Below are 13625 nucleotides of genomic sequence, written 5' to 3'. Positions count from 1 at the left end.
GCCCCCGCACGGCGGAAGGCCCGCCCCGCATCGCGCGGGGCGGGCCTTCCGCCGTGTGCCGGCGGGAACTACTCCTCGCCGAGGTACGTCTTGCGGACGTCGTCGTTGACGAGCAGGTCCTGGCCGGTGCCGGACAGCTTCACGCTGCCCACCTCCAGCACGTACCCGTAGTCCGCGAGCGAGAGCGCGGCCTGCGCGTTCTGCTCGATGAGCAGGATCGTCATGCCCTCGGACTTGAGGGTCGCGATCGTCTCCATGATCTTCTGCATCATGATCGGCGACAGACCCATGGACGGCTCGTCCAGCATCAGCAGCTTGGGCTGGGACATCAGGGCCCGGCCCATCGCCAGCATCTGCTGCTCACCGCCGGAGAGCGTGCCCGCGGCCTGCTTGCGACGCTCGCCCAGGATCGGGAAGAGGTCGTAGGCCTTCTGGACGTCCCGGGCGATGCCGTCCTTGTCGCTGCGCAGGAAGGCGCCCAGCTGGAGGTTCTCCTCGATGGAGAGCCGGGGGAAGATGTGCCGTCCCTCGGGGGAGTGCGCCAGGCCCAGGGAGACCACCTTGTGGGCCGGGATGCCGTTGAGCACCTGGCCGTCGAAGGTGATCTTCCCCGCGGTGGGCTTGAGCAGACCGGAGAGGGTGCGCAGCGTCGTGGTCTTGCCGGCGCCGTTGGTGCCGATCAGGGCGACGACCTGGCCGGCCTCGACGGAGAAGGAGATGCCCTTGACGGCCTCGATCTTGCCGTAGGCGACCCTGAGGTCCTCGACCTCCAGAAGCGCGGTCACTTGGAGTCTCCTTCGGTGGTGCTGTCCGCGCCGGCGGCCGGGGCCGCGTCGGCGGGGGTGTCGTCGGAGGCATCGGACTCCTCGTCCGCCTCTTCGGCGTCCGCCTCGGCCGCGTCCTCGGCGCCCGCCTCCTCGGCGGCCCCCTCGGTCTCGTCGGCGTCCGCTTCGGCCGCGTCCTCGGCGGCCTCCTCCACGGCCTCCGCGGTCCCTTCGGCCGCGTGGGCCTCGGCGGCCTCGACCTCGGCGGCCTCCTCCGCGCCCGGGGCGCCCTCGAAGGGGGTGCCGAGGTACGCGGCGACGACGCGCTCGTCGCCCTGGACGACCTCGGAGGTGCCCTCGACGAGCTTCTCGCCCTGGACGAGGACGGCCACCCGGTCGCACAGCTTGAAGATGAACTTCATGTCGTGCTCGATGACCAGGACGGCGATGCCGCGGTCGCGGATCGCGAAGACCAGCTCCTCGGTGGTGCGGGTCTCGCTCTGGTTCATGCCGGCCGTCGGCTCGTCCAGCAGCAGCAGGCCGGGGTCGCTGGCGAGCGCGCGGGCGATCTCCAGCTTGCGCTGCTCGCCGTACGGCAGGTTCCGGGCGAGGTGCTCCGCCTTGTTCGCCAGGCCCACGAACTCCAGGAGTTCCATGGCCCGTTCGCGCGAGGCGGCCTCCGCCTTCTTGAAGCCGGGCCCGCGCAGGAGCGCGGACCACAGGCCCTCCTTGGTCCGGGTGTGCCGTCCGACGAGGACGTTCTCCAGGACCGTCATGTTGGAGAAGAGACGGATGTTCTGGAAGGTACGGGCGATGCCGGCCTGGGTGACCAGGTGGGGCTTGGGCGGCAGGACCGTGCCCTTGTAGCTGACCCGGCCCTCGGTCGGCACGTACAGACCCGTCAGGCAGTTGAAGAAGGTCGTCTTGCCGGCGCCGTTGGGTCCGATGAGACCGACGATCTCGCCCTCGCGGACGGTCAGGTCGACGTCGCGGACGGCGGTCAGACCGCCGAAGCGCATCGTGACCCCGCTGGCCTCCAGGACCGGCGCGCCCAGGGTGGTGCCGGTGGCGTTCTGCTCGGTGGTGGTCGTCATGGCGTTCACGCCCCCGCCTTCGCCGTGGTGACGCCCGACTCGTCGGGGAGTCGCTGCTCCGGCACGTCGGCCTGTTCGTCGTTCTCGTGGAATTCCAGCTTCGCCCGCTTGTTGGCGATGAGGCCCTCGGGGCGGAAGCGCATCAGGAGGATCAGCGCGATGCCGAAGCCGAGCAGCTGGTAGTCCTGGAGGAACTGCAGCTTGGCCGGGATCAGGAAGAGCAGCGCGGAGCCCAGGATCGGACCGCTGATGGTGCCCATGCCGCCCAGGATGACGGCCGCGAGGAGGAACGCGGAGTTCGGCGGCACGGGGCCGGCGAAGACGTAGTTCTCGGGGACGACCGTCGTGTTGACGTGCGCCTGGACGGTGCCGGCGAGGCCGGCGAGCGCGGCGCCGAGCGCGAAGGCGATCAGCTTGACCCGGAAGCCGTTGATGCCCATGGCGGTGGCGGCGGTCTCGTCCTCGCGGATGGCGACCCAGGCACGGCCGATGCGGCTGTTGGCGGCGCGGGCGAAGACGATGATCACCAGGGCCATGACCAGGATCATCAGCAGGTAGTAGTTGGCGTACGCGCCGAGCTCGACGCCGAGGACGGTGTGCGCCTCGCCGAAGTTGTAGCCGAAGAACTCCAGCTGCGGGATGTTCGGGATGCCGTTCGGGCCGTTGGTGATCTGCGGGCCCGAGGTGCCGTCGAGGTTGCCCATGGCGATCCGGAAGATCTCGCCGAAGCCGAGGGTGACGATGGCGAGGTAGTCGCCGCGCAGCCGCAGCGTCGGGGCGCCGATGACCACGCCGAAGACCAGCGAGGCCGCCATGCCGGTGAGCGCCGCCGCCCAGAAGGGGAACTGGACGCCGAAGGCGGAGGAGGTGGCGCCGGAGACCAGGGCCGCCGTGTAGGCGCCGACGCCGAGGAAGGCGACGTAACCGAGGTCGAGCAGACCGGCGAGGCCGACGACGATGTTCAGGCCGAGGGCGACGGTCGCGAAGATCAGGATGTTGACCGCGATCAGCGTGTACGTGTCGCCGCTCTGCTGGATGAACGGGAACGCGATCGCCGCGACGAGACCGGCGGTGACCGTCACCTGGCGGTTGCGCGCGGTGAGGTCCGAGAGCCGGGCGAGGAGACCGGACTTGATCAGGGCGGCGGCGGCGAAGCCGACGAGGATCAGGTACGCGATGAACAGCTGCGGCTCGGAGTCCTCGGTGTCGATGCCGAAGGTGACGACGTACAGGCCGAGCGCGAAGACCGCGACGACGATCAGGATCTCGGCCCAGGAGGACAGCCGCTTGGCGGGGGCCGCCTTGCGGGTGTCGTCCGGGATCCTGTACGCGGCGACCGCCGGGATCGCGGAGGCGACGACGGCCACGCCGGCGCCGGGCTCCAGGTCCACCAGGGCGCCCAGCTCCACGATGATCGCGAGCGCGGTGAAGAGGGTGGTGGCGAAGGTGCCGAGGGCGAGGATCCACAGCGCCTTGCGGGCGCCGGCCGGGGTCAGCCAGCCGAGGCCCTTGACGCCGAGCGCGGAGAGCGCGTGCAGACCGGTGAGGACGGCCCCGACGAGGGTGAGCAGCTGGAGCGGGGCGGGGTAGCCGTAGAGCGTGAGGTTGCCGGGGAAGGCGGTCGTCCACGTCCAGGCGAGGAAGGCGCTGGCGACGGTGGCGACGCTGCCGCCGACGACCGTCCAGAGCAGGGCGGCGGGGCGCGCGGCCGGGGTGTTCTTGCTGAGGGTGTCGGTCATGGTGCTCACGCCCTGTCCGCGACGCGCTCGCCGAGCAGGCCCTGGGGCCGCACGAGGAGGACGAGGATGAGGAGGACGAAGGCCCACACGTTGGACCAGGCACCGCCGCCGAGCTGCTGCATGCCGGGGATGTCCGCGATGTAGGCGATCGAGAGGGACTCGGCGATGCCGAGGACCACGCCGCCGACCATGGCGCCGTAGATGTTGCCGATGCCGCCGAGGACGGCCGCGGTGAAGGCCTTGAGGCCGAGGATGAAGCCCATCTCGAAGTTGATCTGGCCCTTGTCGACGCCGTACGCGACGGCGGCGACGGCGGCGAACGCGGCACCGATGGCGAAGGCCATGACGATGATGCGGTCGGTGTTGATGCCCATCAGCTTCGCGGTGTCCGGGTCCTGCGCGGTGGCCTGCATGGCGCGGCCGCTGCGGCTCTTGGAGACGAAGAGGCCGAGGGCGAGCATGCAGAGCGGGGCGAGGGCGAGCACGAAGGCGTCGGCGCGCTGGATCGAGAGGCTCTCGGTGATCTTGAACGCCTCGCCGGTGAACTCGGGGAAGCTCACGGCCTTCTTGGCGTCCGGGTAGAACTGCCACACCAGCTGCTGGAGCGCGATGGACAGGCCGATCGCGGTGATCAGCGGCGCAAGCCGGGGCGCGCTGCGCAGCGGACGGTAGGCGAACCGCTCGGCGGCGGTGGCGACGGCCACGGAGGCTATCGCGCCACCGACGATCATGAGCGGTATCGCCACCAGCAGGGACGTTCCGCTCGGCAGAGCGGTGTAGGTGGTGAGGGCACCGAAGCCCCCGATCATGAAGATCTCGCCGTGGGCGAAGTTGATGAGCTGGACGATGCCGTAGACCATGGTGTACCCGATGGCGATGAGGCCATAGAGGGCACCGAGGGCCAGGCCGTTGGCCAGCTGTTGCGGCAGTTCGTTCACCGCAGGCCTCCGATGAGCTTGTCGGATAAGACTCCGCGCGAGGGCGCTGTTTGCGCCCTCGCGCGGCTCGGTTCAGGTGGAGCGGGCTCCCTCGCGGGCGCCTGGGGGGATTACTGGTTGAAGGTGTCGCTCTTGACGTCGACCCACTTGCCGCCCTCGACCTTGTAGACCGTGAGCTGCTTGTTGGTGGTGTCGCCGTACTCGTCGAAGGAGACCTTGCCGGTCACACCGTCGAAGGAGACCTTGCCCAGGGCCTCGGTGACCTTGGCGCGGGCGTCGCTCGGGAGCTTGCCGCCGTTGGCCTGGACGACGGACTTGACGGCCTGGATGAGCGCCCAGCCGGCGTCGTAGGAGTAGCCGCCGTAGGCCGCGTACGGGTCCTTGTAGCCGCCCGCGTTGTAGTCCTCGATGAACTTCTTGGCGGTGTCGAGCTTCTCGACCGGGTAGCCGATCGAGGTGGCCAGGTCACCGTCGTTGGCCTCGGCGGAGGCGCTGATGAAGGCCGGGTCGTAGATGCCGTCGCCGCCCATGACGGGGATCTTGGCGCCGGTCTTCTTGATCTGGTCGGAGAGCAGACCGCCCTCGGGGTACTGGCCGCCGAAGTAGACGGAGTCGGCGCCGGAGGCCTTGACCTTGTCGGCGGTGGAGGAGAAGTCGGTCTCCTTCACGGTGACGTGGTCGGTCTCGACGACCTGGCCGCCGAGGCGCTTGAACTCCTCGGAGAAGATCGCGGCGAGGCCGGCGCCGTAGGTCTGCTTGTCGTCGACGACGAAGACCTTCTTCTTGCCGGCGTCCTTGAAGAGGTACTGGGCGGCGAACTTGCCCTGGACCACGTCGGTGGCGGCGGTGCGGAAGTAGGTCTTGAAGGGGCGCTTGTACTCGCCCTTGCCCCAGTTGTCGCCCTGGCTGAGCGCCGGGTTGGTGTTGGCCGGGGAGACCTGGGCCAGGTTGGCGGCGGCGAAGACGCCCTGCATCTGCTGGGAGACGCCGGAGTTCAGCGGGCCGACGACGCCGAGGACGTCCTTGTTGCCGACGAGCTTGGTGGCGTTGGCCTGGCCGGAGGCGGGGACGGCCTGGTCGTCCAGGGCCTCGATCTTGAACGTGACGCCGGGGACCTCGTTGTTCTTGTTCGCGGTCTTGACCGCGAGGTCCACGGAGTTCTTGATGCCCTGGCCGAGGGCGGAGAGGGAGCCGGTCAGCGGGGCGTCGACACCGATGACGACCGTGACGTTGCCGCCGGCGTTGTCGCCGCCACCGCCGGAGCCGCCCTTGTCGTCGCGCGAACCGCAAGCGGTGAGGGTGAGCGCACCGGTGGTGAGCACACTGGTGAGGATGATGAGTGAACGGTGTCGCACGAAGAATCCTTTCCCTGGCGCGGCCCCCTCAGCTGAGGCGGTGCCGTGAAGCTGTGGAGCGAGAGGTGCCGTTTTCGATGCCGGGCCGTACTGGGTCGAGCAGGGCCGTGCAGTGGAAGCGCCCGGCGGCGCGGTGACTGGCCGTGACTCTAGGCGCAGGTGGGGAGCGGCGGGGAGCGCCGAGGTCAGGATGTGACTGTCTTGTTATGCCGACGGGCGGATGCCGTGTGCAACGGATGGGCAAACCCGGGCACAGCGGTCGGCGGGGCGGTGTTCACATGCTGAGAACCCGCAGTTCCGCTAAGGGGCTTGAGCGGATCATGCTCCTGACGGCCCCTTGAGGAGGCGTCCGGATAACGGACACCCGCTCTTTCGCCAGCGGACGGATCGGGCGACCGGAGCGCCGCGCCGCCACCCGGCGGGAAGGTGACGCAGAGTGATCAGGACTCTGGCCGAGATCCGTCGCCCGGAGCGGTCGCCCCGCCGGGCGGGCGCCAGTTCTCGGAGCTGCCCGTCGCCCCGTCCGCGGCCTCGCACCGCCGCCGCGCCTCCCGGTCCGCGAGGGCGGAGGCCGCCGCGCGCCCCGCGCGCCGCTCCTCGGCCCTGGCCTCCTGGAGCACCTCGTCGTGGATCTCGTACTGCTCGTTGGAGAGCCCCTTCTGCTCCCAGTCGAGCCCCGCCCACGAACTGCCCTCCAGGGCCTCCCGCACCCAGTACGAGACCAGGCTCGCGCAGACGTCGACGGGCGTGCCGGCGCGGGGCGCGGGCTCCTCCGGCGCGCCGCACCCGGTGACGAGCACCGGGACGCACCCGGCCAGGACCGCGGCGAGCGCGGCCCCGGCCGGGCGAAGTCGCCGAGGCGTCACGGAAGTTGGACGAAGGGCCGGAGGAAGTCGCGGGCGCCGGCGGAGTCCAGCCGGTACGTCACGTTGGTGGCGTAACAGGGAGTGTCGCCGGTGATCGTGGTGGCCACCAGGGTGAACCGGCCGTTCAGCGTGGCGAAGTTCGGCCCGCCCGAATCCCCGTAACAGGCACCGCCGTTGCCCTGCGGGGCGGTCATGCCGAGCCGCACCCAGGCCGGGTTCAGCGCCTCGAACGTGACCGGGGCCTTCATCCGGACGCCGCCGCCGGGGTGGGTGTGCCCGCCCGGGCCCCGCCGGGCCTCCTGCGTGCCGTACCCCGCCACGACGAAGGAGGCGTCGTTCAGCCCCCGGGGGCCGAGCGCGTCGAGGGCCCCCGCCTCCGGCAGCGCGGCCGGGGTGAAGGACCAGCGGGCCGCGACCTCCTCCGCGGGCAGCTCGACCACCGAGATGTCGTGGGTGTCGGAGGCCGGGCCCGGGTAGCCGGGGTGGTTGCGGGCGGTGCCCTCGACGGCGACGCTCCGTGCCGCGGCGGCCGGGTCCCCGGGGTGCTCGGCGGCCGCCCGGTCCAGGCCGCCCTGGACGTCCTGGTCGAGCGAGACGTAGAAGCGGACGTTCTCCGGCCAGTCCGTCGTGCAGTGCGCGGCCGTGAGGAAGGTGTCCGCGTCGATCATGGTGCCCGAGCAGACCCAGTCGACCCGGTCGGGCGTCGCGGGGTCGCCGTCGGCGTCCCAGGTCGCGACGAGCGCCCCGACCTCGGTGCGCTCGGGGGCGGGGGTCGCGTGGTACGAGTTGATCGCGGCGGACGGGATCGCGGTGGCGATCACGGCGGCGCAGGCCGCGGCGGTGACGGCGGTCAGCGCGGAGGTGGTGCGAACGGCGGTCACGAAGAACCCCTCGGTGTGTGAGCGGAACGGGTGTTCTCCTGTGGGGGGAGGTCCGCCAGTGAAGCGGCTGCGCCCGTACGGGGCAAGAGGGCGTGGAGGAGCGGGAGCCGGCCCGGGTGCGGCGGAGGGGCGGTGCGCGCCGCGCGCACCGCCCCTCCGCCGTGGACCGCTCCTCCGGGCGCCGGCCTCAGGAGCCGTCCGCCCGCCCCGCCTCCGGCAGGACGTCCGCGTCCTTCGGCCCGATCTCCCGCAGCATGCAGGTCAGACGCGCCGAGCAGACCCGGCGCCCCTGCTCGTCGCTGATGACGATCTCGTACGTGGCGGTGGACCGGCCGCGGTGCACCGGGGTCGCCACGCCGGTCACCAGACCGCTGCGCACCCCGCGGTGATGGGTGCAGTTCAGGTCCACGCCGACCGCGATCCTCGACACCCCGCCGTGCAGCATCGAGCCCACCGAGCCCAGGGTCTCCGCCAGCACCGCCGAGGCGCCGCCGTGCAGCAGCCCGTACGGCTGGGTGTTGCCCTCCACCGGCATGGTGCCGACGACCCGCTCGGCCGACGCCTCCACGATCTGCACGCCCATCCGGTTCCCCAGGTGCCCCGCCGAGAAGAGCGCCGGCAGATCCACGCCGAGCGCGGCGTACTCGTCGATGACCTCCTGCGGGAACTTCACGTGCTGCTGCTCACCCATGAACCGGCTCCGTTCGTCGTCGTACGGCTGATCCTCCCGCCCGGCCCGCTGACTGAGCAAGCGCTTAGACGGACGGCTGCGGCGATTCTTCCAGACGCACGATCACGGACTTGCTCGCGGGGGTGTTGCTGACGTCCGCCGTCGACTCCAGCGGGACCAGCACGTTCGTCTCCGGGTAGTACGCCGCCGCGCACCCCCGGGCCGTCGGATAGTGCACCACCCGGAAACCGGGCGCCCGCCGCTCGCTGCCGTCCGTCCACTCGCTCACCAGATCCGCGTACGCCCCGTCCGCGAAGCCGAGCGCCGCCGCGTCCGCCGGGTGCACGAGCACCACCCGGCGGCCGCCCCGGATCCCCCGGTAGCGGTCGTCCAGACCGTAGATCGTGGTGTTGTACTGGTCGTGCGAGCGGAGCGTCTGGAGGAGCAGCCGGCCCTCCGGCACCCTCGGGTACTCCACCGGGGCCGCCGTGAAGTTGGCCTTGCCGGTCTTCGTCGGGAAGCGCCGCTCGTCCCGGGGCGCGTGCGGCAGCGCGAACCCGCCCGGGTTCGCCGCCAGCCGGGCGTTGAAGTCCTCGAAACCGGGCACCACGCGCGCGATCCGGTCCCGCACCGCCGCGTAGTCCGCCTCGAACGCCTCCCACGGCGTCCGCGACCCCTCGCCCAGCACCGCCCGCGCCATCCGCGCCACGATCGCCGGCTCGGAGAGCAGGTGCGGGCTCGCCGGCGGCAGGTTGCCGCGCGAGGCGTGCACCAGGCCCATCGAGTCCTCGACCGTCACGAACTGGCGGCCGCTCTTCTGCACGTCCTTGTCGGTGCGCCCCAGCGTCGGCAGGATCAGCGCCCGCCGGCCGGTCACCGCGTGCGAGCGGTTCAGCTTGGTCGACACGTGCACGGTCAGCCGGGCGTTGCGCATCGCCGCCTCGGTGACCTCGGTGTCCGGGGTCGCGCCGACGAAGTTCCCGCCCATCGCGAAGAAGACCTTCGCCTCGCCGTCCCGCAGCGCCCGGATCGACCGCACCACGTCGAAGCCGTGGTGGCGCGGGGAGACGATCCCGAACTCCTTGTCCAGCGCGTCCAGGAAGGCCGGCGCCGGACGCTCGAAGATGCCCATCGTCCGGTCGCCCTGCACGTTCGAATGCCCGCGCACCGGACACACGCCCGCGCCCGGCCGGCCGATGTTCCCCCGCAGCAGCAGCAGGTTGACCACCTCGCGGATGGTCGGCACGGAGTGCTTGTGCTGGGTCAGGCCCATCGCCCAGCAGACGATCGTCCGCTCCGAGGCCAGCACCATCTCCAGGGCCCGCTCGATCTCCGCGCGGGACAGCCCCGTCGCCGCGAGGGTCTCCTCCCAGTCCGCCTCCCCGGCCGCCGCCGCGAACTCCTCGAAGCCGTGGGTGTGCTCCCGTACGAACTCCTCGTCGACCGCTCCGGGGGTCTCCAGGACCAGCTTGTTGAGCAGCCGGAAGAGGGCCTGGTCGCCGCCGATCCGGATCTGGAGGAAGAGGTCGGTCAGCGCCGCCCCCTTCAGCATGCCCTGGGGGGTCTGCGGGTTCTTGAACCGCTCCAGGCCCGCCTCCGGCAGCGGGTTCACCGAGATGATCCGCGCCCCGGCCGCCTTCGCCTTCTCCAGCGCCGACAGCATCCGCGGATGGTTCGTGCCCGGGTTCTGCCCCGCCACGATGATCAGGTCCGCCCGGTGCAGGTCCTCCAGGGAGACGCTGCCCTTGCCGACGCCGATCGTCTCGGTCAACGCCGAACCCGAGGACTCGTGGCACATGTTCGAACAGTCCGGCAGGTTGTTGGTGCCGAACTCGCGCGCGAAGAGCTGGAGCAGGAACGCGGCCTCGTTGCTGGTGCGGCCCGAGGTGTAGAAGAGCGCCTCGTCGGGGGAGGAGAGCGCGGTCAGCTCCTCCGCGATGATCGCGAAGGCCCGCTCCCAGGTCACCGGCTCGTAGCGGTCGGCGCCCTCCGGCAGGTACACCGGCTGGGTGATCCGGCCCTGCTGCCCCAGCCAGTAGCCGCTCCGCTCCGCCAGCTCCGCCACCGGGTGCGCGGCGAAGAACTCCGGCGTCACCCGGCGCAGCGTCGCCTCCTCGGCGACCGCCTTCGCCCCGTTCTCGCAGAACTCCGCCAGGTGCCGCTTGTCGCCCTCCGGCCAGGCGCAGCCGGGGCAGTCGAAGCCGTCCTTCTGGTTGACCCTGAGCAGCGTCCGGGCCGTGCGCACGGCCCCCATCTGCTCCTGCGCGATCCGGAGGGTGTGTCCGATGGCGGGCAGGCCCGCGGCGGCGTGCTGCGGCGGTGTGACCTGCGGCGCGTCCTGGACCGGGTCACCGGCCGGCGGCTTGCTGACCATCGCGCTCTCCCTTGAGCGATCATCCTGCGGCGTACGTCTCCGATCCTGTCACGCGCCGCCGACAGCCCGGCACCCCGACCGGTGTGGACGGGATTGTCAGCGGGCCGTGGCAGGATCGTCCCGTGGCCGAGACAGCATCGAAGAACACCGCAGACACCCGCCCCCGCCTGCTCCTCATGGACGGGCACTCGCTCGCCTACCGGGCCTTCTTCGCGCTGCCCGCGGAGAACTTCACCACCGCGACCGGGCAGCCGACGAACGCGATCTACGGCTTCGCGTCGATGCTGGCGAACACCCTGCGCGACGAGGCGCCCACGCACTTCGCCGTGGCCTTCGACGTGTCCCGCAAGACCTGGCGCTCGCAGGAGTTCCCCGAGTACAAGGCGAACCGCTCCAAGACCCCCGACGAGTTCAAGGGCCAGGTCGAGCTGATCGGCGAGCTCCTCGACGCCATGAACGCGCCGCGGTTCGCCGTGGACGGCTTCGAGGCCGACGACATCATCGCCACCCTCGCCACCCAGGCCGAGGCCGAGGGCTTCGAGGTCCTCATCGTCACCGGCGACCGGGACTCCTTCCAGCTGGTCACCGAGCACACCACCGTGCTCTACCCCACCAAGGGCGTCTCCGAGCTGACCCGCTTCACCCCGGAGAAGGTCCAGGAGAAGTACGGCCTCACCCCCTCCCAGTACCCCGACTTCGCGGCCCTGCGCGGCGACCCGTCCGACAACCTCCCGGGCATCCCCGGCGTCGGCGAGAAGACCGCCGCCAAGTGGATCAACCAGTTCGGCTCCTTCGCCGAGCTGGTCGAGCGCGCCGACGAGGTCAAGGGCAAGGCCGGACAGAACTTCCGGGACCACCTGGAGTCCGTCAAGCTCAACCGCGTCCTCACCGAGATGGTCCGGGACGTCGAGCTGCCGAGGACCGTCGCCGAGCTGGCCCGCGAGCCGTACGACCGCAAGGCCGTCGCCCTCGTCCTCGACACCCTGGAGATCCGCAACCCCTCGCTGCGCGAGCGGCTCCTCGCCGTCGACCCCGGCTCCGCCGAGGAGGCCGGGCCGGCCCCCGCCCCCGGCGTCGAGCTGGACTTCACCGTCCTCGGCTCCGGCGAGCTCGCCCCCTGGCTCGCCGCCCACGGCGAGCAGCCCCTCGGCGTCGCCACCGTCGACGCCTGGGCGCTGGGCACCGGCAGCGTCTCCGAGATCGCCCTGGCCGGCGCCGGCGGCGAGGCCGCCTGGTTCGACCCCAGCGAGCTCGACGAGGCCGACGAGCGGGCCTGGGCCGCCTGGATCTCCGACCCGGACCGCCCCAAGGTCCTGCACAACGCCAAGGGCGCGATGCGGGTCTTCCCCGAGCACGGCTGGACCGTCGCCGGCGTCACCATGGACACCGCGCTCGCCGCGTACCTGGTCAAGCCGGGCCGCCGCTCCTTCGCCCTGGACGCCCTCTCCCTGGAGTACCTCGGCCGCGAGCTGGCCCCCGCCGCCGCCACCGAGGGCCAGCTCGCCTTCGGCGCCGAGGACCACGCCGAGGCCGAGGCCCTGATGACCCAGGCCCGCGCCGTCCTCGACCTCGGCACCGCCTTCGAGGCCCGGCTCGACGAGGTCGGCGCCCGCGACCTGCTGTACGACGTGGAGCTGCCGACCTCCGTCCTCCTCGCCCGCCTGGAGCGGCACGGCATCGCCGCCGACCGCGACCACCTGGAGGCGATGGAGCAGCAGTTCGCCGGGGCCGTGCAGCAGGCCGTCAAGGAGGCCCACGCCTCCGTCGGCCACGAGTTCAACCTCGGCTCGCCCAAGCAGCTCCAGGAGGTCTTCTTCGGCGAGCTCAACCTCCCGAAGACCAAGAAGACCAAGACCGGCTACACCACCGACGCCGACGCGCTCGCCTGGCTGGCCGGCCAGACCGAGCACGAGCTGCCGGTCATCATGCTCCGCCACCGCGAGCAGGCCCGGCTCCGCTCCACCGTCGAGGGCCTGATCAAGACGATCGCCGCCGACGGCCGGATCCACACCACCTTCAGCCAGACCGTCGCCGCCACCGGCCGCCTCTCCTCCACCGACCCCAACCTGCAGAACGTGCCGGTGCGGACGGACGAGGGCCGCGCCATCCGGCACGGCTTCGTCGTCGGCGAGGGCTTCGAGTCCCTCATGACCGCCGACTACAGCCAGATCGAGCTGCGCGTCATGGCCCACCTCTCCGAGGACGAGGGCCTCATCGAGGCCTTCACCTCCGGCGAGGACCTGCACACCACCGTCGCCTCCCAGGTCTTCGGCGTCGAGCGGTCCGCCGTCGACGCCGAGATGCGCCGCAAGATCAAGGCCATGTCGTACGGCCTCGCCTACGGCCTCTCCGCCTTCGGCCTCGCGCAGCAGCTGAGCATCGACCCGGGCGAGGCCCGGGTCCTGATGGACACCTACTTCGAGCGCTTCGGCGGGGTGCGGGACTATCTGCACCGGGTCGTCGAGGAGGCCCGCGCCACCGGCTACACCGAGACCATGCTCGGCCGCCGCCGCTACCTGCCGGACCTCAACAGCGACAACCGCCAGCGCCGCGAGGCCGCCGAGCGGATGGCGCTCAACGCCCCCATCCAGGGCACCGCCGCCGACATCGTCAAGGTCGCCATGCTCAAGGTCGACCGGGCCCTCACCGAGGCCGGCCTCGCCTCCCGGATGCTCCTCCAGGTCCACGACGAAATCGTCCTGGAGATCGCCCCCGGCGAGCGCGAGCGGGTCGAGGCCCTGGTCCGCGAGCAGATGTCCGCCGCCGCCGACCTCCGCGCCCCGCTCGACGTCTCCGTCGGCGTCGGCCCGGACTGGGACTCGGCCGCGCACTGACCCGCGCACCGGCCCCGCGCCGGACCACCGGTGGCCGCGCCCCCGCCCGGGGCGCGGGCCCCGGCGGGCGGGCCGGGTGCCCGCGCGGAAGGGCGGGGGGGGGGGAACCG

At 71.6% G+C, this 13625-nt stretch carries 10 protein-coding genes; 1 reads left to right on the top strand and 9 read right to left on the bottom strand.

Annotated elements, in window-relative coordinates; genetic code table 11:
* Positions 1-68 precede the first annotated feature (68 nt).
* From AB0E83_RS23060 to AB0E83_RS23020, 9 genes are all read right to left on the bottom strand, one after another.
* On the bottom strand, positions 69-785 hold the full coding sequence (locus AB0E83_RS23060) for an ABC transporter ATP-binding protein (RefSeq protein ID WP_362114897.1): 717 nt from the start codon (positions 783-785) through the stop codon (positions 69-71).
* On the bottom strand, positions 782-1858 hold the full coding sequence (locus AB0E83_RS23055) for an ABC transporter ATP-binding protein (protein WP_362114976.1): 1077 nt from the start codon (positions 1856-1858) through the stop codon (positions 782-784). Before AB0E83_RS23055 ends, AB0E83_RS23060 begins: the two co-directional genes overlap by 4 nt.
* A gap of 5 nt (positions 1859-1863) precedes the next feature.
* Positions 1864-3597: a branched-chain amino acid ABC transporter permease gene (locus AB0E83_RS23050; RefSeq protein WP_362114973.1), complete on the bottom strand. Its 1734-nt coding sequence runs from the start codon at positions 3595-3597 to the stop codon at positions 1864-1866.
* 5 nt (positions 3598-3602) lie between these two features.
* Positions 3603-4535, bottom strand: a complete 933-nt coding sequence (locus AB0E83_RS23045; protein WP_362114894.1) for a branched-chain amino acid ABC transporter permease — start codon at positions 4533-4535, stop codon at positions 3603-3605.
* Positions 4536-4645: 110 nt separating this feature from the next.
* The gene (locus AB0E83_RS23040) at positions 4646-5890 is read right to left on the bottom strand and encodes a branched-chain amino acid ABC transporter substrate-binding protein (RefSeq protein WP_362114891.1); all 1245 of its coding nucleotides are present in this window, start codon (positions 5888-5890) and stop codon (positions 4646-4648) included.
* Positions 5891-6330: 440 nt separating this feature from the next.
* Positions 6331-6690, bottom strand: a complete 360-nt coding sequence (locus tag AB0E83_RS23035; RefSeq protein WP_362114889.1) for a hypothetical protein — start codon at positions 6688-6690, stop codon at positions 6331-6333.
* Positions 6691-6752: 62 nt separating this feature from the next.
* A complete protein-coding gene (locus tag AB0E83_RS23030; protein ID WP_362114886.1) occupies positions 6753-7637 on the bottom strand; it encodes a trypsin-like serine protease in 885 nt (294 codons plus the stop codon).
* A 187-nt stretch (positions 7638-7824) separates the two neighbouring features.
* Positions 7825-8328 (bottom strand): hotdog fold thioesterase, encoded by a 504-nt coding sequence (locus AB0E83_RS23025; protein WP_362114883.1) that lies wholly within the window; start codon positions 8326-8328, stop codon positions 7825-7827.
* A 64-nt stretch (positions 8329-8392) separates the two neighbouring features.
* Entirely contained in the window at positions 8393-10681 is a 2289-nt protein-coding gene (locus tag AB0E83_RS23020) for an FdhF/YdeP family oxidoreductase (RefSeq protein ID WP_362114880.1), read from the bottom strand.
* 122 nt (positions 10682-10803) lie between these two features.
* Between AB0E83_RS23020 and polA the strand changes: the two genes are divergently transcribed.
* Positions 10804-13515, top strand: coding sequence for a DNA polymerase I (gene polA, locus AB0E83_RS23015; RefSeq protein WP_362114877.1), 2712 nt, complete (start codon positions 10804-10806; stop codon positions 13513-13515).
* Positions 13516-13625 lie beyond the last annotated feature (110 nt).

The sequence above is a fragment of the Streptomyces sp. NPDC035033 genome (genome assembly GCF_040636735.1).
Classification (GTDB): domain Bacteria; phylum Actinomycetota; class Actinomycetes; order Streptomycetales; family Streptomycetaceae; genus Streptomyces.
This window is presented reverse-complemented; position numbering and strand designations above follow the sequence as displayed.

Coding starts and splice junctions, on each gene's coding strand:
- AB0E83_RS23025 (WP_362114883.1), bottom strand. CDS start 8,328: ATGGGTGAGCAGCAGCACGTGAAGTTCCCGCAGGAGGTCATCGACGAG.
- AB0E83_RS23020 (WP_362114880.1), bottom strand. CDS start 10,681: ATGGTCAGCAAGCCGCCGGCCGGTGACCCGGTCCAGGACGCGCCGCAG.
- AB0E83_RS23055 (WP_362114976.1), bottom strand. CDS start 1,858: ATGACGACCACCACCGAGCAGAACGCCACCGGCACCACCCTGGGCGCG.
- AB0E83_RS23050 (WP_362114973.1), bottom strand. CDS start 3,597: ATGACCGACACCCTCAGCAAGAACACCCCGGCCGCGCGCCCCGCCGCC.